Source organism: Ciceribacter sp. T2.26MG-112.2, from assembly GCF_900492205.1.
Classification (GTDB): domain Bacteria; phylum Pseudomonadota; class Alphaproteobacteria; order Rhizobiales; family Rhizobiaceae; genus Allorhizobium; species Allorhizobium naphthalenivorans_A.
In genome coordinates this window covers 23,470-47,752 of the sequence record NZ_UEYQ01000006.1, presented here as the reverse complement: position 1 = coordinate 47,752, position 24,283 = coordinate 23,470, and the positions used below count along the sequence as shown (strand labels likewise).

Here is a 24,283-nt window from a genome sequence, read left to right as displayed (position 1 = left end):
GGAATGCCGAGAGAAACAATGTGGCCGGAGACTTCCAGTCTGATGTCTGCATAATTCCGTATTTCTTCCACAACACCGCAGACATCACCACCACCCTCCGCTCGATACGGAAAGCTCGGCCTTGTCCGCCAGACATTTGAGCTTGAAACCGTGAACAACCGGTTCATCGCTCCGCCGCGGGGGCGTGCAACGCACTTCGCCGAATGACGGATCTTTATCCGCCGCGACGAAAGGGAGCTTAGGAGAGATTTCGGGCAAGACTACGACTGCGGTCCGTTCGACGCCGACGGCGACGCCCATTGCAGCTCGAAAATCATCCCACCCGTTCACCACGGTTGATTTCCGGAGATAATTCCCGACGAGCTGTCCCATGCCTACTCACACGCCACGCTAACACGAAACGGCCCCATCCGTTTCGAGACCTGATCGCTGCGCTTCGTTTGTGGCGGGAAATGGACAAAATCGGCGGCCAGGAGCACGTCGAGCGAGGATTCAACTGCTGTTGCAGATCTGTCACATTTTCCGCGACACGCAATCCAAAACACAGAGAGCCCGGCATGCCGGGCTCCCTTCCGCTTTCTACCGGATCGTCGACCTTAGAAGACGATCTTGTAATTGGCCGAGACGGCATAAGCCCAGTCGGCATCTGCTGTCGCGTCATAGGTCGCGTCGTCCGCAACCGACTGGCTGCCTTCGGTCAGGTAGCTGACTGCACCGCCGAAGCGAAGCTCGCCGGGACCAGCCTTGACCGAGACGCCAGTGCCGATGGTCCAGGTGTCGGTGTAGATGTCGGCGCCCGTATCAACACCCTTGTCCCAGGTCACGTTGACCGTGCCGGAGAACTTCTCGTTGAAGGCATGGCCGACGCCGGCCTGAATGGTCCAGCCGTCCTGCCAGTTGTAGACGTCCTCGCGCGGGACATAGACGCCCGGAGCCGGTGTGCCAAGGCTGTAGTCGAGCGACTGCATGACGCTCCAGTCGGTCCACTTGATCGAGCCGTAGACCAGCCAGCCGGGCGCCACGCCCGACTGGAGCGACAGCTTGATCGACTGCGGCAGGGTACCGCTGCCGAACGCGTCCTGGACACCCCAGAGCGGATTGACCGCGCCGGCGCCCCAATCGAAGCTGCCATTGTCGCTGGCATCATGCTCGACCTTCGAACGGTACATCAGCTGGGCGCGCAATGCGTATTCCGGAATGTCATAGGCGACCCCGAGGCGATAGCCGAACGCCGCGTTGTCTTCCAGATGCAAGTCACCAGCATAGCTGTTTGCCGTATACTCGAAATCCTGCATGAACACGCCGCCGAGCACGTGGACACGACCCTTGCCGGCTTCCATGTTGACGTCGCAGGTGGCGCCGTATTCGTTGGTGATGAAGTCCTTGTGGCTCGCACCGGTGCCGCCAGCCATCAGGCTAGCCATCTGCGCCTGCGGGCCGTAATCCGCATCGGCACCGAAGGGCTGAGTGTAGGTCAGTGCGCAAGCGACATTGTCGGTCAGCTTGATCTTGGCGGCCAAGCTCGGGATCCAGTAGTTCTGCGAGAAATCCTCGTCCGTGCCGTCGACCATCACGCCGCCGATGCGGATCTTGTCATAGTCGCGACGCGGCGAGACGAACGTGACGCCACTGCGGGCAATATAATCGCCTTCTTCAAACAGGATATCGGTGTCCGCCTCGCCGCGGTTCCAGCCGCCCGCATGCGCCGACGTGGCCAGCGCGCTGACGCCGAGCAAACACAAAATAGTCGTCTTCTTGAGATACATTGCCGTCTCTCTCCCCACTTACTGGCAAAAACTGATTTGCAGTGTAGCCGCGTCGACGCGGATGACAATCTTGCAACCTCTCCCCCGAACAGGGGTGCCTTGCCTCAATTTTTACGTAAAGACTCTTCCGCGCACGTAAGATGGATGCAGTCTTGGTTTATTGTTCTATTTTCAGCGCACAATAGGCGTAATGGAAGAATTTCATTCCATTTTCGGCCGGTTGCGTTGCCGAAATGCCACAAAACCCAATTTGTGTGCGCACGGTCACAATCTTGTCTGGAAGCGCGTCTCGTGCCATCGCAGCGATCGCAACGCCTTGAAACGTCTGCGTGCCGCGGCGATTTGCAACTCAAGATAGGAGGCAGGTGCGCTTTTGTCTGAGAATCAGCCTGCGATCGCTCTAGAAAAAAGAAAGGGCGGCCGCAGGCCGCCCCCAGGATCGGTCAACCGGCTTCGACCACTCTCTTGAGTGCCGTGTCGAGGCTTGCCTTTTGCTGTTCCAGCTCCTGGTAACGCTCGCGCTCGGCGGCGACAACGTCCGGATTGGCATTGGCGACGAACTTCTCGTTGGCGAGTTTTCCGGCAATGCGATCCATCTCCTGCTCGACCTTGGCAATCGCCTTTTCGAGCCGCGCCTTTTCCGCCGAAAGATCGATCAGCGTACCGAGCGGCAAGCAAGCGGTTGCCTCACCGACAACGATCTGGGCGGCTCCCTTCGGCGCCTCGTCGGCAAGCGTGATCGCCTCGACACGGGCGAGGCGCTTGATCGACGCCTCGTGGCGAACAAGCCGGTCACGCGTGACACCGTTTGCCCCGACGACGACCAGCGGCGCCACGGCACCCGGCGGCACGTTCATCTCGGCCCGCACGGAGCGGATGCCCGAAACCAGGTCGACCAGCCAGTTGATGTCGGCCGCGGCGAGATCGTCGGCAAAATCCGGTGCCGGCCAGGCCGCGTGGCACAGCAGCGTTTCGCGTGCCCTGCCCTCGCCCGCCGTGTGGGCCCAGAGCTCTTCCGTCATGAACGGCATGAACGGATGCAGCAGCTTGTAGGTCTCCTCGAGCACATAGGCCGCGCAAGCCTGCGCTTCGGCCTTGGCCTTCTCGTCCTCGCCGGAGAAGACCGGCTTCAGCAGTTCGAGATACCAGTCGCAGAAGCTGTTCCAGACGAAGCGATAGAGGCTGCCCGCCGCTTCGTTGAAGCGGAAGCTTGCGATCGCTTCCGTCACATCGCGCTCGGTACGCGCCAACTCCGTGAGGATCCAGCGGTTGATGGCAAGCGTCGTGGTTTCCGGCAGAAAGTGCGGATCGCTCTTTGCCCCGTTCATCTCGGCAAAGCGCGTGGCGTTCCACAGCTTGGTGCCGAAATTGCGATAGCCGGCGATGCGGGCCGGGTCGAGCTTCACGTCGCGGCCCTGCGCCGCCATGATGGCCAGCGTGAAGCGCAGCGCGTCGGCACCGTATTCGTCGATCAGTTCGAGCGGATCGATGACGTTGCCCTTCGACTTCGACATCTTCTGGCCGTTCTTGTCGCGGACCAGCGCGTGGACATAGACGGTATGGAAGGGCTCGACCGGATTGCCGGCGTCGTCCTTCATGAAGTGCAGGCCCATCATCATCATCCGGGCAACCCAGAAGAAGATGATGTCGAAGCCGGTGACCAGAACGTCGGTCGGGTAATATCTTGCCAGTTCCGGCGTGTCGCCCGGCCAGCCGAGTGTGGAGAAGGGCCAGAGCGCCGAGGAGAACCAGGTGTCGAGCACGTCCTCGTCGCGGGTGAGGATCTCGCCGGGGGCAAAATTCTCGAGCTTTTCCTGGACCCAGGCCTTCCACGGGCCTTCATGCGCCAGATAATGCTGGACGGCGGCGTCGAGCGCCTCTTCCTCGGTCTTCTCGACGAAAACCTGGCCGTCGGGACCATACCAGGCCGGGATCTGGTGACCCCACCACAGCTGGCGCGAGACGCACCACGGCTGGATGTTCTCCATCCATTCGAAATAGGTCTTTTCCCAGTTCTTCGGCACGAACTTGGTGCGGCCTTCGCGAACGCTCTCGATCGCGGGCTTCGCCAGCGTCTTGGCGTCGACATACCACTGTTCGGTCAGCCGCGGCTCGATCGGCACGCCGCCGCGGTCGCCATGCGGCACCATGTGCTTGTGCGGCTCGATCTTGTCGACCAGGCCTTCGGCCTCGAGAATCTCGACGATCTTCTTGCGGGCGGCGAAGCGGTCCATGCCTTCGAGCTCGCCCCAGACCATTTCCTGCTCGCGGTTCGGCGTCAGCCCCTCAAGAAAGTCCTCGTCGCCGACGATGGCGATATTGCCCTCGACGGTCAGCACGTTGATGGCCCGCAGGCCGGCGCGCTTGCCGACCTCGAAATCGTTGAAGTCGTGGGCGGGCGTCATCTTGACCGCCCCGGTGCCGGCGGTCGGATCGGGATATTCGTCGGCGACGATCGGGATCTTGCGGCCGACGATCGGCAGGATGACGTGCTTGCCGACGATCGCCCTGTAGCGCTCGTCGTCGGGATGAACGGCAATGCCGGTATCGCCGAGCATGGTTTCGGGACGCGTGGTGGCCACGACCAGATAGTCGCGGGTCTCGTATTCGGTCGGCTTGCCCTCGTCGTCAAAGGCGACCGGATGCTGGTAGGTCACGCCCTCTTCCAGCGGATAACGCAGATGCCAGAGATTGCCGTTGACCTCGACCTGCTCGACCTCGAGATCGGAGATCGCCGTCAGGAGCTTCGGATCCCAGTTGACCAGCCGCTTGTCCCTGTAGATCAGGCCTTCCTTGTAGAGCGAGACGAAGACTTCGAGGACCGCCTCGGACAGGCCTTCGTCCATGGTGAAGCGCTCGCGCGACCAGTCGCAGGAGGCGCCGAGGCGCTTCAACTGGTTGAAGATCAGGCCGCCCGATTCGTCCTTCCACTCCCAGACCTTCTCGATGAAGGCCTCGCGCCCCATGGCGCGACGGTGCTGCTGGGTCTCCATCAGCTTGCGCTCGACGACCATCTGGGTTGCGATGCCGGCATGGTCCATGCCCGGCTGCCACAGCACGTCCTTGCCGCGCATGCGCTCGAAGCGGATCATGATGTCCTGCAGCGTGTTGTTGAGCGCATGCCCCATGTGCAGCGAACCGGTGACGTTCGGCGGCGGGATGACGATGGTGAACGTATCCTCGCCGGGCTTGGCATTGGCGCCGGCGCGAAACGCGTCCGCCTCTTCCCAGGCCTTGGCGATCTTCGGTTCGACGGCGGCGGAATCGTAGGTCTTTTCGAGCATTTTGGACCACACTTCGGGGTTCATGTTGCAGCTTGGTAAACAGGATGGCCGATTGTGAGTCAATAAAAAAGCCGCCCCGGCGACGGAGCGGCTCATGGCCGGAACGGGCCGGAAAATCAGCGGCGCGGGCCGCGGGCCACGCGCTCGATTTCTTCCCGCACGAGGCGCTCGACCAGTGTCGGCAGGTTGTCGTCCAGCCATTCCTGCAGCATCGGACGGAGCATTTCCTCGGCCATCTCGTCGAGCGAGCGACGCTGCTGTCCATCGAGGACGGCGGCGAGTTCGCCGAAGGAGCGCGACACCTGCTCGACGGTCGCTGCGGATACCAGCGTCCTCAGGTCCTGCCCGTTCTCGGACGGGACCGGCGCGCGAACGGGTTCTGCTTCCGGCTGGACGACAGCCAAAGCCGCCTGTTCTACATCCGCCATGGCCGCCGCCTCAAACTCGGATTTCTCGTTGGCGTAGGCGTCGGGCTGTACGCTGGCCATTTCCACGCGCGGCTCTGCCGGGCGCGGATCGGCGGCGGCCCGCAGATCGGCCATGCGGCCGGTCATGGTCGGATTTTCGGCGCGCGGCGCCTGAACGGCGGGCTCGGCGAGCGCGGTCTCGATGAAAGAAGGACGCTCGACCCTTTCGGAAGCGGAGCGAACCCGCGCGGCAAGATCGGCGAGCGAGATATTCTTCGCCCGATCGCCCTCGACCGCGGGCTGGGGGGCAACGGGAGCCTGGCCCGGCACCGGACCGGCATCATTCGCCGCCACCATTTCGGCTGCGGCATAGGCATCCTCGTCATCGATCGTCAACCGGACATCGCTATCGATCTCATCCGCATCGTCGCCATAGACCGGCGGCAGGGAAGAGGAAACCGACTGGCTGCCGCCGGGATCATTGCTTTCGATGATCCGGCGGATAGAGGCCAGAATCTCTTCCATGGACGGTTCACGCGCTACACTTGGCTGGGCCATATTCATCCCCGTTGGTCCCCGACAATCGGCACGCGGCAGACAGCCTGGCCGATTTCGAATCACCTTAGGATACTCGCTCGTTGAAAAAAATCACGCGGACCCAACTAATTGGGGCTGATGCACAGCTTTGTTGGACCGGGCCGCGAGGTCAGCGGCCATCCACCGTGCGCAGGCCGAACCAGGCATCCTTGACCGCCTCATAATGCTCCTCGGAGCGATATTCGGCCACATCCAGCCCCTGGCTCTTGATCGTCAGACGGCCCGATGCCGCCAGCACACTATAGCTCGCCACGACGGAATTGCGCTGGTAGCTGACCAGGCTTTCCTTGGCCTCGAGCACGGTCTGCTGGGCATTCAGCACGTCGAGGGTGGTCTTCTGCCCGACATTGCGTTCCTCGATCACGCCCTGCAGCGCCAGATTGGCGGCGGACAGTTGCTTGCGAGCGGCGGAAATCGCGGCGGTCGCCGCTTCCATCTGCGCATAGGCGGACGTCACCTGCTGCTGCACGTTGGCACGGGCGGAATCCACCTTGATGCGCTGTTCGCCGAGCGTTTCCTTCGCCTTGCGGACATTGCCGTACTCGGCGCCACCCTGATAGATCGGGATCTTCAGCTGTGCCGAGACGGTGGCCGATGTTGCATCCGGGTTCGAGAATGACGGCGGCTCGTTCGTCCAGTTGCGCGCGACATTGCCCTGGACCACGACGCCAGGAAGAAGTGTGCCTTCGGCGGACTTCACCTGATAGCCGGCGGCATCCACGGCGTGGAGGGCAGCCAGCACGTAAGGGTGTTCGCGAATGCCGATGGCGACCGCCGCATCGACGCTTGGTGGCAGTGCCTTCGTCGCGGGCGCCGGCTGCTTGACGCCCTTGGGCGCCTCTCCGACCACCTGGACATAGGCCGCTTCGCTCTGCTTCAGCTGGGCGATCGCCGCGGCGAGCAGCGCCTGCGAGCCGGCCAGCTGGGCTTCCGCCTGGCTGACATCGGTGCGAGTCCCCTCGCCCACCTCCAGGCGGGCCCTGGCGGCATTCAGCTGCTCCTGGAGAAAGGCCAGGTTCTGCTTGCGGATCACGACGATCTGCTGGTCGCGGGCGACATCGGCATAGGCCTGGGCGGCGGCAAGCAGGATCGAGATCTCCTCGGCCCTCAGGCTCTCACGACTGGCGAACACGCCGGATTCAGCAGCCCGGACATTGTTGAGCGTCTGGAAGCCGTCAAAAATCTGCTGGGTGATCGAAATGCCGACACTTTGCGTATTGTAGCCAAAGCTCGGGCTGGGCGGCGAGGTAATATTGTTGATCCGGGTGGTCGACGCCGAGGCTGTCGCGGCAATCTGCGGCCGCATGCCGGCCTTGGCGATGGTGACGTTCTCGTCGGTGGCGCGAAGGGCTGCGCGCACCGCGTTGAGGTCCGGATTGTTCTCGTAGGCCTTGGCCATGGCGCCGAACAGCGTCTCGGCCGATACCGGCCCGGACGGCAGGACGAGCGCGGGGAGGATTGCGGCAGCGAGAGCGGTTTTCCGAATGAACGACACAGGTCACTCCACATATGAAGGGGCGCGCCACCGGAGGCCTCGCCCGATACGCGGCCGCAGCTTCATGCACGGCGGCGCATCAAAACAAACTATGCGGACTTGATGACCCGTCGCGGCCCGAGCCGCAACGGCAGCGCCCGGCCTGGGCGGAAAAACCGGAGAACCGTTGCGCTTTGGCAACATTTTCAGACGTAACTGATTAAATCGCCACCGGAGGCCGATTGCTGCCGGGGTGATGCCCCACTGAGCGGATCAGAATACGAATTCGGCGGCCCTGCGGAAACCCGGCAGCGGCTTGATCGCCGCATTGAAATATTCGGAATAGGACCAGGAGCCGCCGCTGCGGATATAGAGCCGCGCGCGCGCCGCATTGCCGTAACCGACCACCGCGACCAGTCGCCCACCTTCGCGCAGCTGGTCGAGCAGGGCCTGCGGCACCTCTTCGATCGCGCCCTCGACAAAGATCACGTCATAGGGCGCCTCTGCCGGATAGCCCTTCTCCAGCTCTCCGGTCACCACAGCCACATTGTCGCAACCGAGCTTCGCAAGCGTTGCCGTCGCCTTTGCCGCCAGCGCCTCATCGCTTTCGACGGCGACGACGGATCCGGCCAGTTCAGACAGAAGGGCTGCCGCATAGCCTGCGCCACAGCCGATGATCAGCACCAGTTCGTCCCTGGTGATCGCGCCGAGCTGCAGGAGCTTGGCCAGCGGCGACGGCTCCATGACATAGCGGGCGGGCTGGCCGTTTGCCGCGGGTGCGACCTGCATGTCTTCGTCGATATAGGCGAGCGGCCGCAGATTGTCCGGCACGAAGGCCTCGCGCGGCACCGACAGGAAGGCGTTCAACACGGAATGGGACGTCACGTCGGTCGTGCGGATCTGGTTGTCCACCATCTTGATGCGTGCTGCGGCAAAATCCATCATGTCAGTCGTCCCACTTGCGGCCGGTTTGTGTCAGCTGTCTTAATTGGAGGCAGCACCGCTTTCAAGCGGGGTTGACGCGATGGGAACAGATTATCGCCTCGGCAAGGACCAGGGCGAGGCCCTGCCCCGCTGCATCGTCCATCATTCCTCGATCGAGTAGACGTCCGACTCGCAGAAATCGACCTTGTTGGTCACATCATAGAAGCTGTCGTCCTCGAACACCGCCCGCGTGGTGTAGACGCAGGCATCAGTGCCGTCGGCAATCGTCAGGCTGCGCGACTTGCCGGCCCACAAGCCCTTCTTGTTCAAAAGTTCGAGGCGCTTGCCATCCCCGCCAACCGGCGTGGCATAGAACTTGACGATCATGCGGGAGGTGTTGTTTTCCAGCTTGAAGGCCAGATTTTCCGCATAGGCCGCAGACGGAGCGAAAATCGCGGCGGCGATCAGGGCAAGAGAAGCAAATTGGCGCATCGTGTCGGCTCCCGGTTGATACCGAAGCAGATCTAGCCGAGCGGTGGTCCCGCGCAACGGGCCGGATCGGCCAAAACTGCGCCAATCGGGCCATGAGAGCCATTAAGCCCAAATCTGGCCGCACGGAGCGACGCTGTCGATCTTCTGAAAGGTGGAGGTGGGGGGGAAGAAGGAAGTGGAGGCCTCGCCCGGAATCGAACCGGGGTGCAAGGATTTGCAGTCCTCTGCGTAACCACTCCGCCACGAGGCCGTCCGTTTGCTTAAAAGCGAGTGGTGGGCGGCGTTTAGAACGGATCGAGATGGAGCGCAAGGGGCTTGGCGCCCCTCGCTCGCGAATTTTTGCGAAGCTGGACCGCGAAGTCGTCAAGTAGGCCTGCGGCAATGACCGGCTCAACGCTTGCCGGCGCGATGGACCGTCGGATAGCGCTTGCGCCACCAGATCGCCAGCCGACGCCGGCGCCGGCGCACAGTCGCCAGATCATGGGACAGCACGAACAGGCCGAGAGGCACCATCCAGAAGCCGAGCACCGGCAGAAAACCCAAAAGGCCACCGCCGACCAACGCGGATCCGGCCATCACTCGACCGAGCTTGGTGCGCGGAAACGGCAGCTCATAGCGGCCCAGCACAATGCGGCCCCGCTCGGCGTCTATGTAGTGTCTGCGTTTCTGGCTGGCCATTCAAATCCCTTGCAAAACCTGGGAAAGCACAGCCTGCCCGGTCCGGCAAAACATGGGATGCCCACAGAATAAAGCAAGGCTGTGACATTTTTTTTGAAAAATCGCTTGGCAAATCGAACGAGCATTTGTATTACCCCGCTCACACCGCGCCAAGCGGCTGTTCCCTGGTAGCTCAGCGGTAGAGCATTCGACTGTTAATCGACAGGTCGCCGGTTCGAATCCGGCCCGGGGAGCCATTCATTTCAAGGCCTGCGCTGTTTCGGCGCAGGCCTTTTTCTTTATGTCTATCGCGTCCAAACGATTCTTCGGTGGCCCCGGAAACCCTGTCTTCATTTTTGCCTGTTATCTCCACCGACATAATGGTCGCTATCAGGAGAAAATTCATATGTGGCTCCAGCTTCATGACGGGGACGGTTTTCCCTTCTTTGTGAACATGGACAATGTCGTCGATTTTCGCTGGTACGAACGGGAAAAATATACCTGCCTGCTCACGACCGCCCCTGTCGCCGAGAAACTGCACCGCCTGTTCGTCCGGGAAAGCGCCGTCGAAATCATGCAGATGATCAAGGGCCAGACCAGGCCGGCGTCAAAGATCGCGGCCGCGTCCTGACAGCGGCATTGACCCGCGGGGGCATTCGTTCCCCGTGACAGGTTCGGCGGCGCCACCACATCGTGGCGTCTGCCACCCGGCACGCGCCGGACGCAGGGTCGTAGATCAAGCCCGACCTAGGCCGATTTCTCGGGACCCGCCAGCATTTCGTCCATCACAGCGTCCCAGGCGACGACCTGGTTTCTTCCCTGCGCCTTGGCCAGGTACAGCGCCCGGTCGGCGCGCTCGATCGAACGCTCGACAGGCAGGTGCGGATGGAGATCCGCCAGGCCGACCGAGGCGGTTACGCTAAACCCGGCCTTGCCTTCGACCGCGAACGGCAGGGCGGCGATCCCCTCGATGAACCGGTTGAGAATCTCGCTGCCAGTGGCGGCGTCGGTGTCCGGCAGGCTGATCAGGAACTCCTCGCCGCCATAGCGGTATATCTTGTCGTAGGGTCGCAGGCGCGCCATGATCCAGCGGGTGACTTCGACCAGCACCGTGTCGCCGACCATGTGCCCATAATTGTCGTTGACCGACTTGAAGTGATCGAGGTCCAGCATGGCGACGACGCAGACATGGCTGCGCCGGACGAACTCCTGCTGCTCGCGAAGGGCGCTCAGCATGCCGATACGGCTCGGCGCTCCCGTCAGGGGATCGAGATTGAACAGGGCCCTCTGGAGCTCGTCCCGGACGCTGGACATTTCGAGGTTCATGCGCTTCAGAGCGCCGACGAAACGCTCGTAATCCGCGCGCGCCACCACGCGGCCGTCCGTCGAGGATCGTAGCAGGTGCGCAGCGCATTTGTGCATGCGCTCGTGCTCGATGCCGATCTCCAGAAAGCCCGGGTGGTTCTTCAGCGCAATCGATCCGGTCTGGTAATACCATTGGCCGAAGCGGCACTGGCAGTGGGCATCGGCCCTCAGGTCCGTCTCGTCCGGCACGGCCCGGCAGACCAGAGTGCCGTGGAGCTTTTCTGCCCATTGCTCATGATGATAGGCGGCCTGCTCGAGTTCCCTCAGCGCCATCCGCATGAATTCGTCGGATATGTTGGGGATTGCCATCCTCATCTCCCGGCTATTCCGATCGCCTGGCGCATCCCGGCGCCGTGCCCATTCGGCCAACCTTAGCGCATGGGAGGTTTCCCCAAGGTGAAGAACACACGAATATCGTGATATTGCGATACAGGTCTCGCGCGCCGTGCTTCGATCGCGACCGGCGCCCCGGCCGGCCCAGGCGCCGGCGCCCTTTTCCCGATCGTCTGACTGACCTATGCATTTTGTCGGCATGCGACGTGATCCTGACGGGGCCTTCCAGCGTAAGGCCTTTCAAGACGCATGCAGCATGGTGAAATATGATGACGAATTCCGAGAGCGCGCCCATCATCCTCTGGTTCCGCAAGGATCTGCGGCTCGAAGACAATGCGGCGCTGGCCTGTGCGGCCGAGTGCGGACGCCCGATCATCCCCGTCTACATTCTGGAGCCCCGCGAGGCGGGAAACGGTCCGCTCGGCGCCGCGCAGGCCTGGTGGCTGCACCACGCCCTGCAAGCGCTGCACCGCGCCCTTGAACAGGCCGGCAGCCGGCTGATCCTGCGTGCAGGCCCCGCCGACGAGGTTTTGGGCGCGCTGATCGCCGAGACCGCGGCCGACAGGGTGTTCTGGAGCCGCCGCTATGATCCGGCCGGGATCGCGGTCGATTCGGCACTCAAGGAAGAAATGACCCGAAGCGGCCTGACCGTGCGCAGCTTCGCCGGCCAGCTCCTGCACGAACCGTCCCGGCTGAAAACCGGCGCCGGCGGACCCTACCGGGTCTATACGCCATTCTGGCGCGCGCTCGAGGCCTTAGGAGAACCCGCAGAACCGGTCCCCGCGCCCGCCCGTCTTGCCGCGCCGGACAGCTGGCCCGCGTCGGAACGGCTGGAGACGTGGAAGCTGCTACCGACCAAGCCGGACTGGGCGAAAGCGTTTTCCACCGTCTGGACGCCTGGCGAGGCCGGTGCCCGGCAAAGGCTTGAAGACTTCATCGACACGGGCCTTTCCGGCTACAAGGCCAGGCGCGACTATCCGGCGCTACCCCACACCTCCATGCTCTCGCCGCATCTCGCGCTTGGCGAAATCTCGCCGGCAACCGTCTGGCACGCGACGCGCGGCATGACCGACCGCATGGCCACCGAAGACGTGGTCCATTTCCGCAAGGAACTCGCCTGGCGCGATTTCTCCTACCATCTGCTCTATCACTTCCCTGAACTCGACACGAAGAACTGGAACGAGCGGTTCGACGCCTTTCCCTGGCAGGATGCGCCGGACCTTCTTGAGCGTTGGCAGCGCGGGCAGACCGGCTATCCGATCGTCGATGCCGGCATGCGCCAGCTTTGGCAGACGGGCTTCATGCACAATCGTGTACGGATGATTGTCGCTTCATTCCTGATCAAGAACCTGATGATCGATTGGCGTCACGGCGAGCGCTGGTTCCGCGACACGCTGGTCGATGCCGATCCGGCGTCGAATGCGGCCAGTTGGCAGTGGGTGGCGGGTTCGGGGGCGGATGCCGCCCCTTTCTTCCGCATCTTCAATCCGATCAGCCAGGGCGAGAAATTCGACGTCAACGGCGACTATGTCCGCGCCTTCGTGCCGGAACTCGCGAAACTCGACGCCGCCTTCATCCACAGGCCGTTCGAGGCGCCGCCCGCCCTTCTTGCCGCCGCTGGCGTGAAGCTTGGGGAGACCTATCCCCTGCCGATCGTCGATCACAAGACCGCCCGCAACCGGGCCATGGCAGCCTACCAGGCGCTCCCGCGGCCGGACGACGCCGCCTGAACCGCCACCGCCGTCCATATAACTCCTGGCGACCAGAGGTTCGAACCTGCCGTCGTGAAACCGGCGCGACGGAGCACCGAAAGTCGTCTGGCATGGTTTTCCTCAAGCCACCGAAAGGTTGAAAACCGTTTCCTTGCCATTGAACGCTTGTGCCCGGAAAAGTCGCCGCTTAATCTTCTGGCAAAGAGAAGGCAGATCCGATGACATTCCATCCATCCGTTCTCGAGGCGATCGGCAACACGCCGCTCATCCGGCTGAAGGCCGCATCCCAGGCGACCGGCTGCACCATCCTCGGCAAGGCGGAATTCCTCAATCCCGGCCAGTCGGTCAAGGATCGCGCGGCGCTCTTCATCATCCGCGATGCCGAGCGGCGCGGCCTGTTGCGGCCCGGCGGCGTGATCGTCGAGGGAACCGCGGGCAATACCGGCATCGGCCTGACGCTCGTCGCCAAGGCGCTCGGCTACCGCACCGTGATCGTCATCCCTGAGACGCAGAGCCAGGAAAAGAAGGATGCGCTGAGGCTGCTCGGCGCCGAGCTGGTCGAGGTCCCGGCCGTCCCCTACAAGAACCCGAACAACTATGTGAAGCTCTCCGGCCGGCTCGCAGCCGAGCTCGCCAAGAGCGAGCCGAACGGGGCGATCTGGGCCAACCAGTTCGACAATACCGTCAACCGCGACGCCCACATCGCCACCACCGCGCGCGAGATCTTCGAGCAGACCGGCGGCGAAGTCGACGGCTTCATCTGTGCCGTCGGCTCCGGCGGCACGCTGGCGGGGGTCGGCATGGGCCTTCGCCGGCTGAAACCCGAGGTCAAGATCGGCCTTGCCGATCCGGAAGGGGCAGCGCTCTATGAATTCTACAAGAACGGCGCGCTGAAATCCTCGGGTTCCTCGATCACCGAGGGCATCGGCCAGGGCCGCATCACCGCCAACCTCGAAGGTTTTGCGCCGGACTACGCCTACCAGATCCCGGATGCCGAAGCGCTCGACATCGTGTTCGACCTGGTCGAGCATGAGGGCCTGTGCCTCGGCGGCTCGTCGGGCATCAACATCGCGGGCGCCATCCGCCTTGCGCGGGATCTCGGGCCGGGCCATACCATCGTCACCGTGCTTTGCGACTACGGCAACCGCTACCAGTCCAAGCTGTTCAATCCGGACTTCCTGCGCTCCAAGCAGTTGCCCGTACCGACCTGGATCGAGAAAAAGACCGAGTTCGCGGTGTCCTTCGAACCGACAGAGTGAGACCCATGCCGACCACCGCCCTCTACCGCGACGACTTCTATCTTGCCACGGCCGAGGGCGTCGTCACACGGATCCATGAAGACGGCGCGATCGAGCTCGACCAGACCTGCTTCTATGCGACGTCCGGCGGCCAGCCGGGCGATACGGGCCTGTTCGAACGAGCCGATGGCTCGAAGATCGAGATCGCACTCACCCGCCACGGCGAGAGCAAGGACATCATCCTGCACCAACCAGCCGAGGGCCAAGCCCTGCCGTCCATCGGCGAAAAGCTGGTGCTGCATGTCGACTGGCCACGCCGCTACAAGCTGATGCGCATGCATACCGCCTGTCACCTGTTGTCCGTCGTCTGTCCCTATCCGATCACCGGCGCCGCGGTCGGCGAGGACGAGAGCCGCGTCGACTTCGACATGGGCGAAACGATCGACAAGGAGCAGGTGACGGCCGACATGATGCGGCTCGTCGAGGAAAATCACCCCGTCTTCGTCCAGTGGATCACCGACGAGGAACTCGCCGCCAATCCCGCCATCGTCAAATCGAAGAACGTGCGCCCGCCGATCGGCATGGGACGCGTCAGCCTGGTGTGCATCGGGGAGAATTCGAGCGTTGACAGCCAGCCCTGCGGCGGCACACATGTCTCTGAGACCCAGGAGGTCGGGGCGATTCACATCGCCAAAATCGAGAAAAAAGGCAAGGAGAACCGTCGGTTCCGCATTCGTTTCGGCACCCCGGAGGCCTTGACCTGAAAGAGCATGGGGAGAAGTGCATGGCCGCGGAGAGAAGCCGTTTCGTCGTATCCGCCGACTGGGTGGAAAAGCAGCTCGGCGCACCGGAATTCAGGATCGTCGACGCGTCATGGTATCTGCCGGCCCAGGGCCGCAACGGCGCGGTCGAATATGCCTCCGGCCACATTCCCGGCGCCGTCTTCTTCGACCAGGACGCGATCGCCGATCAGACCACCGGGCTTCCCCATTCGCTGCTCTCTCCGGCCAAATTCGCCGAGGAAATGGGCCTGCTCGGCATTTCCGTGACCGACACCATCGTCGTCTATGACGGCCCCGGCTTTTTCTCGGCACCGCGCGCCTGGTGGATGCTGCGCGTCATGGGTGCGCGCAATGTCTACGTGCTCGACGGCGGCATCGACGCCTGGAAGGCCGAAGGCAGGCCTCTGGAAACCGATCTTCCGGAGCCGGCTCCCGTCACCTTCGACTATAATTTCGATCGCAGCCGCGTCACCTCCTTCAATGAGATGCGCGACATTGCCGAAAGTGGCATTCGCCAGATCGCCGATGCAAGGCCTGCCGGGCGCTTTACCGGTGAAGAGCCCGAGCCCCGCGCCGGGATGCGCTCCGGTCACATCCCCGGCGCCCGCAGCGTTCCTGCCTCCTCGCTCTCGGAAAACGGCCATCTCAAGGACCTGCCGACGCTGCGTTCGATCTTCACCGAGGCCGGCATCGATTTGAGCCAGCCGATCATTACCAGCTGCGGCTCGGGCGTTACCGCCGCCGTCGTGACGCTTGCCCTGGAATCGCTCGGTCACACCGACAATTCACTCTATGACGGCTCGTGGTCGGAATGGGGCGGACGCGACGACACGCCGGTGGCGACGGGACCGGCGGAAACCGTGCCGACCACCGCGCATGGGCCGCTCACCGCCCATGTCACACGGCTCGAAATGACGGCGCCGCCCAAGGCGAGCCTGCCGATCCCGGTCAATATCCAGACGGCGATCATGCGTACCCATGAAATCCCCGTGCCGTTCTACCGCTTCCTGCAACGGCAGGTCGGCGCGCGCTGGCATTGGTACCAGCGCCTGCGGATGAGCGAAGGCGAACTCAAGGCGATCATCCATGCGCCCAAGGTCACCATTTCGGTGCTCTACGTGAACGGTGCACCGGCGGGTTTCTACGAACTCAGCCAGGAAAGCGAAGAACTGGTCGAACTTTCCTATTTCGGCCTGTTCGAGCATGCGCTCGGCCTGGGGCTCGGCAAATGGTTCCTGCTCCAGGCGCTCTATGCGGCTTGGCAGTCCAACCCGCAGAAGGTCTCCGTCACGACAAATACGCTCGACCATCCGCGCGCGCTGCAGCTCTATCAGCAGTTCGGTTTCTCGCCGGTCGAGACCTATGAGGCCCTGGTCGATCCGCTGAGCGAACACGAGCTGCTGCAAATGTTGCGCCGCGATGGCGCGGCGCTCTAAGGGCAAGGCTCCTTCCCCGCAACAAGTTCCGCGCCGCGCTCTCTGATGAAGACGCGGCGCCGCTGGGGCGCAAATCCTTGGCGCGCGGCAGGAATCGGGTGGCCGGCCATCGCCGTCGGCTGCATGGTCGTCGCATCCAAGCGGAGACGACCCCGATGACGACCATTGCCTTTAACGCCATCCCCACCTCCGACGCCGAAGCCCTGTGGGCCGGCGCGCCTGATGCCTACGGGCTCAGTCCCGAAAGTCGCTTCACCCAAGGGGACGGCTATCCGTGCCGCCACTGCCTCGACTTCATCGGCGTCGGCGCCCCCTATCTCACCCTCGCCTACCGGCCCTTCCCGTCGCTCCAGCCCTATGCCGAGACCGGGCCGATCTTCCTGCATGGCGAGCCCTGCCCGCGCTACACCGCAAGCGAGGTCATGCCGCCGGTGCTGACAAAGAGCCCGGACTTCATCCTGCGCGGCTATGGTCATGACGACCGCATCATCTACGGCACCGGCGCCGTCGTCTTGCGGGAGAAGGTCGAGGACCGAGCGCGAGAACTCCTCGGAAATCCTGAGATCGCCTATGTCCATGTGCGCTCGGCGCGCAACAATTGCTACCAGTGCCGGATCGACCAGGCCTGAAGACGAGAACGAAAAAAAGGGGCCGGACTGATGGGAAAGGCCAGCCCCTTGTGTCCGTTCCCCGGCAATCGGTGACCTGACGCCGGGGAAACGGGAAGAAACTCAAGAGCCGCGATCAGGCCACGTTGAGCACGAGTTCCGGCGCGTGCATCTCATAGCCCAGCGCCTCGGCAACGGGTCTGTTGGTGATGCGCCCGCGATGGACATTGAGGCCGTTGCGCAGATGCCGGTCCTCGGCAATGGCGCGCAAGCCCCGATCGGCGAGCGCAAGCCCATGCATCAGCGTGGCATTGTTCAGCGCATGTGCCGAGGTGACCGGAACGGCGCCCGGCATGTTGGCCACGCAATAGTGAACGACACCGTCGACCACATAGGTCGGATCGGAATGGGTAGTGGCGTGCGAAGTCTCGAAGCAGCCGCCCTGGTCGATCGCCACGTCGACGATGACGGAGCCTTCCTTCATGCCGGAGAGCATGTCGCGGGTGACCAGCTTCGGCGCGGCGGCGCCGGGAATGAGCACCGCGCCGATCACCAGATCGGCGGCAAAGACCTCGCGCTCCAGGTCGTCGATTGTCGAATAGACCGTGTGGACGCGGCCGGCGAACAGATCGTCGAGCTGGCGCAGCCGCGGCAGCGAGCGGTCGATGATAGAGACGTCGGCGCCGAGACCGGCTGCCATGCGGGCCGCATGCAGCCCGACGACGCCGCCGCCGATGACGGCGACCTTGGCGGGAAGAACGCCGGGCACGCCGCCGAGCAGGATGCCGGAACCGCCATGGGCCTTCTGCAGGGCGGTCGCACCCGCCTGGATGGCGAGACGACCCGCCACTTCCGACATCGGCGCGAGCAGCGGCAGGCCGCCGCGATCGTCGGTCACGGTTTCATAGGCGACGGCGGTGACGCCGCTTTCGACCAACCCCTTGGTCTGATCCGGATCGGGGGCGAGGTGCAGGTAGGTGTAGAGGATCTGTCCTTCGCGCAACTGCACCCATTCGCTCGGCTGCGGCTCCTTGACCTTGACGATCATGTCGGACTTTTCAAACACATCGCTGGCCGATGCGGCGATCCTGGCGCCGGCGGCGATATAGGCGCCGTCGTCCGCGCCGATGCCCGCGCCCGCGCCCGTCTCGATCAGCACCTCGTGGCCGTGCGCCACGTATTCGCGCACCGCGCCTGGCGTCAGACCGACGCGATATTCGTGATTCTTGATTTCCTTCGGGCAGCCAACGCGCATCTTTGTTCCTCTCGTGCCGGCTTCAGGCCGGGCATTGATCAAGGCGCGAATTGAAACATCGGAGCTGGGACAATGTCCTTGCAAATTCCGCTTGCCTGACGGAATTTTTAGCAGAGAATTGCGTTTTTCTTATAGTCTTCGAAGGTTCTTCGAATGTCCGATCTCGACACCATCGATCTTGCCATCCTCAAGGAACTGCAACAGAACGGCCGCATCACCAATGCCGAGCTGGCGCAGAAGGTGGGCCTCAGCCCTTCGGCCTGTTCGCGCCGGCACGACCTCTTGGAGCGGTCGGGCATTATCAGCGGCTACCATGCGCGCCTCTCGAACAAGGCGCTCGACTACAAGATGGTGGCGATCGTCCACATCTCGCTATCGGGCCAGTTCGCCAAGACGCTGGCCGAGTTCGAGACGGCGGTGAAGAAATGCCCGCATGTGCTCGTCTGCTACCTGATGTCGGGAGAATACGACTACATCCTGCGCGTCGCCGCCAAGGATCTCCAGGATTACGAGCGAATCCATCGCGACTGGCTGTCGGCCCTGCCGCATGTGGTGAAGATCAATTCCAGCTTTGCCCTGCGCGAGGTGATCGAACGCTCGAATGTCGGCCTATAGGATGGCGAGATTTTTACCATCTCGCTTCAGGCGACGGAAAGAGTTCGTCCCTATTCTCCTTCAAGATGAACCACCTGTCTTGAGCGCGAGAAGCCGATGCAGCCGAAACTGAACATGGATGTTCGAAAATCCGCCCGCAGCCAGTGCCGGATCGACAGCCGGATCCGTCATCTCAACCAGTCGACGGACGGCCGCGTCCTGAATATTTCGCGCACCGGCATCGCCTTCGAGATCTATGGGAAATTGCATGCGGCCAGCGGCAGCACCGTGCTGATCGAGAACGACGCCATCGGCCTTATCGAAGGCACCGTGCGGTGGTGCCGCAACGGCCGCCTCGGCGTGCAGATCAAGCAGAACAGCAATACGCTGGCGCAGATGTCGGCCTATTTCCGCAACTTCCACAAGGAGGTGCGGCCGGTGCTGGCGCGCTAGCTCCTAGCGGATCATTTCCATTCGCGTCGCCTTCAGCTCGATGTCGAACGGTTGAATGGCATTGTTGCCGAGCAGGAAGCGAAGATCATTGGCGAAGTTGCGGCTCTTGCTGATCTCCAGCGCCAGCGGCTCGCCCGACGGGGCGGCGGCGGCCTCTCCGAGTGCATCGAGCGAGAACTGCGCGTTGTTAGCGTTCGCGACACCCTCCAGCGTCGCCGTTGCGGCCGCGTCCGGAACAGGCAGGCTGAACGAACCACCCGCAGCCCCCACCGCCTCCGAGGCCAGAACGCTTCCCGAGACATCCTTGAAGATCAACCGGCAATCCGCACAATCCCCCGCAATTGCCGAGGTGTCGAGCGTCAGCAGGGGCGCACCCTGCTCCGGTGTCGGCAGCGCCGTCTGGGCATGAGCGGTCCCGACCAATAGCTCCAGCCAGCCGACCCCTGTAGACGTCGGAACCGTCGACAGGCGCGCTCCGACCTGTTCCACCTTCGTATCCTTGGTGACCTGATCCGGCGGGCTCGATGCCCCGACGGTCGACAGGATGAAGGCGGGCGCGCCTATGCCCAACATGTAGGCCTTTCCGATGTTCGGCTCATTGCCGAAATGCGCAACGAGCCCGCCCAGCAAACCCAGAAGAGCAAAGATCACGATCGATGCCGCAACGGCAAAAGCGATCGACGTTGCTGGTTTGTCGACAAGGCGCGCGAGCCAAGCGGCAAGCTGTCCATCCTGCACACGAACGAGAAGACGTGCCAGTTCGGGAGACATTCCCCCCAGAGCACCAGCGACAAATGCGGACTTCAACCACTGCATGGTCCCCTCCCATTTTCGAGAATGATCCATATTACTCCACAGGCTCGGCAATTGCAATCTCAGATTGCTACCATATGATTGCACAACCTTATGCGACCGTCGCGCCTCCAAAATGCGCATGTCCGGTGTATGCCGGCCATCACACCCCTGTCATTTTACGGATGCACTCCTGCGCGAACGGACCTAGTCTTCCGTTCGAGACCGCCTTTTTGAAGGAGCCCCCATGTCGTCCCTGATCGATCTCCACCCCATGTCCCGCCGCGCCTTCCTCGGCGGTTTCGCCGCCACGACGGCGCTGATCACGCTTCATCCCTTTGCCGTGCGCGCCAATGGCAATGCCACCCAGGCGCATCTGAGGCTGATGGAAACGACCGACATCCACGTCAACGTGATGCCCTACGACTATTATGCCGACAAGCCGAACGACACCATGGGGATCGCCCGCACCGCCTCGATCATCGACAGCATTCGCGCCGAGGCCGGAAACTCGATGCTCGTCGACAATGGCGACCTGCTCCAGGGCAATCCGATGGGCGACTACATGGCCTACAAGAAGGGCATGAAGGCCGGCGACCTGCATCCGGTGATCAAGGCGATGAACGTGCTCGGCTATGACTGCGGCACGGTCGGCAATCACGAGTTCAACTACGGCCTCGACTTCATGTTCAACACGCTCGCCGGCGCGAACTTCCCGATAGTCTGCGCCAACCTGACGAAGGGCCAGCTCGCCAGCGACCCGACCAAGGACGAGCTGCACTTCAAGCCCTATGTCATCGTCGAGAAGATGATCAAGGACGGCGCCGGCGGCGAGAACCCGATCAAGGTCGGCTTCATCGGCTTCGTGCCGCCGCAGATCATGCTGTGGGACGCCAAGAATCTCGAAGGCAAGGGCCAGACCCGCGACATCGTGGAGGCGGCCCGCGCCTGGGTGCCGGTGATGAAGGAGGAAGGCGCCGACATCGTCATCGCCCTGTCCCACTCCGGGATCGACGGTAAGGGCCAGACGGATCGCATGGAAAACGCCTCGCTCTATCTCGCCGGCGTGGACGGCATTGATGCGATCTTCACCGGCCACCAGCATCTGGTCTTCCCCGGCCCCAAGGATTTCGCCGATATCCAGGGCGTCGATGCGGCCAGAGGCACGTTGCTCGGCAAGCCGGCCGTGATGGCCGGTTTCTGGGGCTCGCATATGGGCCTGATCGATCTCTTGATCGAAAAGGACGGCAGTGGCTGGAAGATCGTCGACTTCACCTGCGAAGCCCGGCCGATCTACCACCGTGACGAAAACCGCAAGATCGTCGCCGATGTCACCGACAAGACCGAGGTCGTCGCCTCGGTCGCCGACGACCATGCGGCAACCCTCGACTATGTCCGCACGCCCGTCGGCAAGACCTCGGCGCCGCTCTATTCCTACTTCGCGCTCGTCGCCGACGACCCGTCGGTGCAGATCGTCTCCAATGCCCAGACCTGGTACATCAAGGACATGCTGAAGGACGGCCCGCACAAGGACCTGCCGGTGCTTTCGGCCGCCGCCCCCTTCAAGGCCGGCGGACGCGGCGGCGCGGACTATTTCACCGATGTCGCGGCGGGCGACATCGCCATCAAGAACGTCGCCGACCTCTACCTCTATCCCAACACCGTCCAGGCCGTGGTGATCACCGGCGAGCAGGTCAAGAACTGGCTGGAAATGTCGGCCGGCATGTTCAACCAGCTGAAACCCGGGAATAAGGACCAGCCGCTGCTCAATCCGGACTTCCCGTCCTACAATTACGACGTGATCGACGGCGTGACCTACCAGATCGACCTGTCGCAGCCGGCGAAGTTCGACAAGGAAGGCAAGGCGGTGAACCCGGACGCGAACCGCATCGTCAACCTGATGTTCGACGGCAAGCCGATCGACCCGGCGCAGAAATTCGTCGTCGCCACCAACAATTACCGCGCCGGCGGCGGTGGAAAGTTCCCCGAGATCGCAGCCGACAAGGTGGTCTTCGTGGCCCCCGACACCAATCGAGACGTGATCGTGCGCTACATCATCGCGCAGGGCGAGATCAATCCGTCGGCCGACGGCAACTGGTCGTTCGCCCCGATGGCCGACACGACGGCGATTTTCGAGAGCGGGCCGAAGGGCCGGCAGTATGCCTCGGCGATCAAGGGCGCCAAGATCGAGGATGCCGGTGACGCCGCCGAGGGCTTTGCCAAGTTCCGCCTGGTTCTCTGAGGAGACCGACGGAACGCCTGACTTGCGGGGTGCCGAGGCACCCCGTTTTCAACCCATCCTGTTCATGCGGCCCGGCTCTGCCCCATGCGCCGGTGTCTCATGCAGCAATTGCAGAGCGTCGGACACCGAGGTCGGGCAACCCACCAGCGTGTCGCGAAAACGCTCGACCAGCCATTTTGCCGCCGGCCCCGGAGGGCTCGCCGCGGGCCAGGTGGCGAAGATCGGATAGTCCATCGTCTCGTAGGCATCGACGTCGAGCCGGACGATCTCGCCGCTCGCCAGCTCGTCGCGAAGCATCGCCAGCGGCACGCCGCCCCAGCCGAGCCCTCCGGCGATCAATTGCTTCTTTGTCGCCATGTCGCTCACTCGCCAGGTGCGGCGCGAGAACACATTGAAATCCTTGCCGTCGCTCGGCGCGGTCGAATCGGCGACGACGATCTGGATCTCCTCGCGCACGTCCGAAATCGAGAGGCGCCGCCCAAGCCTGGCCAGGCGATGATCGCTGGCCGCGACCGGCGTCAGGAAGGACACGCCGATCCGCTCGCTGGTCAGGGCATCGGTCGACATCTCCATCGAGCCGCCGATGCCGACGTCGATCGCGCCCTGGTCCAGCAGACGGCTGACGAGAAACGGGCTGCCGACCGTCAGCCGCAATCGCACGGTCTCGAAACTCTCCTGGAAGTCGCGCAATACCTCGACCAGAAGCCGGTCCGGCACCATGACGCTGACGGCAAGCTTCACTTCGCCCTCGAGGCCCTGCGTCAACGCCTTGCTGCGGGCGCGCAGGCTGTTGAGGTCCGAAATCATCCGGCGCGCATCTTCGAGGATCGCCCGCCCGGCATCGGTCAACACCGGCTGGCGCGAACCGCTGCGCTCGAGCAGCGTCAGTTGCAGCTGCGCCTCGAGATTGCCGATCGTGTAGCTGATCACCGACTGCGCGCGGTTGAGCTGACGGGCGGCGGCCGAAAAGCTGCCCGTCTCGGCGACGGCGACGAAGACCTGCAACTGGTCCAGTGTGGGATTGGGAAGCATGGCTCTATCCACTTCATCGATAGTTTCGATCCACATTATCACAGTTCAATCGATGGGAAATGGCGATTATCTGTGACTCACCGCCTGAGGCCGGCTCCCAGGGCCACGGGTGGAAAGACCGTTTCACACCAAGAGGTGACCTCCATGTCCTCCATCCTTCTCGTAACCGGCAGCACGCGCGGCGACGATTCGCTCTCCAACAAGATCGCCCGCCAGCTCGCCGACGACCTGTCCGCCAAGGCCGAGGCTTCCACCATTGTCGAGCGCGACCTCGCCCGTGCCCCCCTGCCCCATATCGGCGCCGACTTCTCCTCGGCCATTCGTCTGCAGCCGGATGAGCGCACGGCGGCCCAGGCCGAAGCCATCGCTGTTTCCGATGCCGCGGTCGACGAACTGCTCGCCGCCGACACGATCATCATCTCGACCGGCTTCATCAATTTCGGCATCTCGTCGATCGTCAAATCCTGGGTCGACCATGTCGCCCGCGCCGGCCGCACCTTCCGCTACTCGGAAAACGGTCCTGTCGGTCTTGCCACCGGCAAGAAGGCCTATCTGGTGATCGCCTCGGGCGGCATCTATTCCTCCGGCCCGGGCGCGACGCTGGACTTCGCCGAGCCCTATCTGCGGTCCGTGCTGGCCTTCCTCGGCATCACGGATGTCGAGACGATCCGCATCGAAGGCGTCGCCTATGGCCCGGAAGCGGCCGAAAAGGCAATTTCCGCGGCGGAAGAAAAGGCAAGAGTACTGGCGCGCGCCGCCTGATCCGGACTGACATCGCCCACACCAAACATCGGCCGCCCGAATTATCGTGGCGGCCGTTCTGTTTCAGCGGCGATGGAG

At 63.1% G+C, this 24,283-nt stretch carries 22 protein-coding genes and 2 tRNA genes; 11 read left to right on the top strand and 13 right to left on the bottom strand.

What is annotated here, in order from left to right; genetic code table 11:
• Positions 1 to 84: 84 nt before the first annotated feature.
• The 9 genes from DYZ14_RS11555 to DYZ14_RS11515 form a co-directional block, all read right to left on the bottom strand.
• Positions 85 to 372 (bottom strand): hypothetical protein, encoded by a 288-nt coding sequence (locus tag DYZ14_RS11555; protein ID WP_154720824.1) that lies wholly within the window; start codon positions 370 to 372, stop codon positions 85 to 87.
• A gap of 224 nt (positions 373 to 596) precedes the next feature.
• Positions 597 to 1,766 carry an OmpP1/FadL family transporter gene (locus DYZ14_RS11550; RefSeq protein ID WP_154720823.1) on the bottom strand — a complete coding sequence of 390 codons (1,170 nt, stop codon included), beginning with the start codon at positions 1,764 to 1,766 and terminating at the stop codon, positions 597 to 599.
• A 443-nt stretch (positions 1,767 to 2,209) separates the two neighbouring features.
• Entirely contained in the window at positions 2,210 to 5,050 is a 2,841-nt protein-coding gene (locus tag DYZ14_RS11545; protein WP_154720822.1) for a valine--tRNA ligase, read from the bottom strand.
• Between the two features lie 116 nt (positions 5,051 to 5,166).
• The gene (locus DYZ14_RS11540; RefSeq protein WP_154720821.1) at positions 5,167 to 6,015 is read right to left on the bottom strand and encodes a PopZ family protein; all 849 of its coding nucleotides are present in this window, start codon (positions 6,013 to 6,015) and stop codon (positions 5,167 to 5,169) included.
• A 148-nt stretch (positions 6,016 to 6,163) separates the two neighbouring features.
• Complete coding sequence (locus tag DYZ14_RS11535) at positions 6,164 to 7,549, bottom strand: TolC family outer membrane protein (RefSeq protein WP_154720820.1); 1,386 nt, start codon at positions 7,547 to 7,549, stop codon at positions 6,164 to 6,166.
• A 252-nt stretch (positions 7,550 to 7,801) separates the two neighbouring features.
• Positions 7,802 to 8,473 (bottom strand): protein-L-isoaspartate O-methyltransferase family protein, encoded by a 672-nt coding sequence (locus DYZ14_RS11530; RefSeq protein ID WP_154720819.1) that lies wholly within the window; start codon positions 8,471 to 8,473, stop codon positions 7,802 to 7,804.
• Positions 8,474 to 8,614: 141 nt separating this feature from the next.
• Positions 8,615 to 8,944, bottom strand: a complete 330-nt coding sequence (locus DYZ14_RS11525) for a hypothetical protein (RefSeq protein WP_154720818.1) — start codon at positions 8,942 to 8,944, stop codon at positions 8,615 to 8,617.
• A gap of 176 nt (positions 8,945 to 9,120) precedes the next feature.
• Positions 9,121 to 9,194, bottom strand: a tRNA-Cys gene (locus DYZ14_RS11520).
• A gap of 140 nt (positions 9,195 to 9,334) precedes the next feature.
• Entirely contained in the window at positions 9,335 to 9,622 is a 288-nt protein-coding gene (locus DYZ14_RS11515; RefSeq protein WP_154720817.1) for a hypothetical protein, read from the bottom strand.
• A 161-nt stretch (positions 9,623 to 9,783) separates the two neighbouring features.
• Between DYZ14_RS11515 and DYZ14_RS11510 the strand changes: the two genes are divergently transcribed.
• Positions 9,784 to 9,858, top strand: a tRNA-Asn gene (locus DYZ14_RS11510).
• Between the two features lie 149 nt (positions 9,859 to 10,007).
• Positions 10,008 to 10,232, top strand: coding sequence for a hypothetical protein (locus DYZ14_RS11505; protein ID WP_115670196.1), 225 nt, complete (start codon positions 10,008 to 10,010; stop codon positions 10,230 to 10,232).
• 116 nt (positions 10,233 to 10,348) lie between these two features.
• On the opposite strand, the gene DYZ14_RS11500 is transcribed toward DYZ14_RS11505, so the two are convergent.
• Complete coding sequence (locus tag DYZ14_RS11500; RefSeq protein ID WP_195949929.1) at positions 10,349 to 11,275, bottom strand: diguanylate cyclase; 927 nt, start codon at positions 11,273 to 11,275, stop codon at positions 10,349 to 10,351.
• Between the two features lie 293 nt (positions 11,276 to 11,568).
• On the opposite strand from DYZ14_RS11500, the gene DYZ14_RS11495 reads away from it, so the two are divergent.
• The 5 genes from DYZ14_RS11495 (at position 11,569) to DYZ14_RS11475 (ending at position 17,096) form a co-directional block, all read left to right on the top strand.
• Complete coding sequence (locus tag DYZ14_RS11495; protein ID WP_154720965.1) at positions 11,569 to 13,029, top strand: cryptochrome/photolyase family protein; 1,461 nt, start codon at positions 11,569 to 11,571, stop codon at positions 13,027 to 13,029.
• Between the two features lie 200 nt (positions 13,030 to 13,229).
• Positions 13,230 to 14,270 (top strand): cysteine synthase A, encoded by a 1,041-nt coding sequence (locus DYZ14_RS11490; RefSeq protein WP_154720815.1) that lies wholly within the window; start codon positions 13,230 to 13,232, stop codon positions 14,268 to 14,270.
• Between the two features lie 5 nt (positions 14,271 to 14,275).
• On the top strand, positions 14,276 to 15,013 hold the full coding sequence (locus tag DYZ14_RS11485; RefSeq protein ID WP_154720814.1) for an alanyl-tRNA editing protein: 738 nt from the start codon (positions 14,276 to 14,278) through the stop codon (positions 15,011 to 15,013).
• Between the two features lie 20 nt (positions 15,014 to 15,033).
• Positions 15,034 to 16,467, top strand: coding sequence for a 3-mercaptopyruvate sulfurtransferase (sseA, locus tag DYZ14_RS11480; protein WP_154720813.1), 1,434 nt, complete (start codon positions 15,034 to 15,036; stop codon positions 16,465 to 16,467).
• A 155-nt stretch (positions 16,468 to 16,622) separates the two neighbouring features.
• Positions 16,623 to 17,096: a DUF1203 domain-containing protein gene (locus DYZ14_RS11475; protein WP_154720812.1), complete on the top strand. Its 474-nt coding sequence runs from the start codon at positions 16,623 to 16,625 to the stop codon at positions 17,094 to 17,096.
• A 115-nt stretch (positions 17,097 to 17,211) separates the two neighbouring features.
• On the opposite strand, the gene ald is transcribed toward DYZ14_RS11475, so the two are convergent.
• On the bottom strand, positions 17,212 to 18,330 hold the full coding sequence (gene ald, locus DYZ14_RS11470; protein ID WP_154720811.1) for an alanine dehydrogenase: 1,119 nt from the start codon (positions 18,328 to 18,330) through the stop codon (positions 17,212 to 17,214).
• A 153-nt stretch (positions 18,331 to 18,483) separates the two neighbouring features.
• On the opposite strand from ald, the gene DYZ14_RS11465 reads away from it, so the two are divergent.
• Together DYZ14_RS11465 and DYZ14_RS11460 are read left to right on the top strand one after the other, a co-directional pair.
• Positions 18,484 to 18,945, top strand: coding sequence for an Lrp/AsnC family transcriptional regulator (locus DYZ14_RS11465; RefSeq protein WP_115670204.1), 462 nt, complete (start codon positions 18,484 to 18,486; stop codon positions 18,943 to 18,945).
• Between the two features lie 96 nt (positions 18,946 to 19,041).
• A complete protein-coding gene (locus DYZ14_RS11460) occupies positions 19,042 to 19,377 on the top strand; it encodes a PilZ domain-containing protein (protein WP_115670205.1) in 336 nt (111 codons plus the stop codon).
• 3 nt (positions 19,378 to 19,380) lie between these two features.
• On the opposite strand, the gene DYZ14_RS11455 is transcribed toward DYZ14_RS11460, so the two are convergent.
• A complete protein-coding gene (locus DYZ14_RS11455) occupies positions 19,381 to 20,313 on the bottom strand; it encodes a hypothetical protein (RefSeq protein WP_154720810.1) in 933 nt (310 codons plus the stop codon).
• A 103-nt stretch (positions 20,314 to 20,416) separates the two neighbouring features.
• Here DYZ14_RS11455 and DYZ14_RS11450 point away from each other — a divergent pair, with 103 nt between their 5' ends.
• Positions 20,417 to 22,411, top strand: a complete 1,995-nt coding sequence (locus tag DYZ14_RS11450; RefSeq protein WP_154720809.1) for a bifunctional 2',3'-cyclic-nucleotide 2'-phosphodiesterase/3'-nucleotidase — start codon at positions 20,417 to 20,419, stop codon at positions 22,409 to 22,411.
• Between the two features lie 48 nt (positions 22,412 to 22,459).
• On the opposite strand, the gene DYZ14_RS11445 is transcribed toward DYZ14_RS11450, so the two are convergent.
• The gene (locus tag DYZ14_RS11445; protein WP_154720808.1) at positions 22,460 to 23,443 is read right to left on the bottom strand and encodes a LysR family transcriptional regulator; all 984 of its coding nucleotides are present in this window, start codon (positions 23,441 to 23,443) and stop codon (positions 22,460 to 22,462) included.
• A 144-nt stretch (positions 23,444 to 23,587) separates the two neighbouring features.
• On the opposite strand from DYZ14_RS11445, the gene DYZ14_RS11440 reads away from it, so the two are divergent.
• A complete protein-coding gene (locus DYZ14_RS11440) occupies positions 23,588 to 24,205 on the top strand; it encodes an FMN-dependent NADH-azoreductase (protein ID WP_154720807.1) in 618 nt (205 codons plus the stop codon).
• The last annotated feature ends 78 nt before the right edge of the window (positions 24,206 to 24,283 follow it).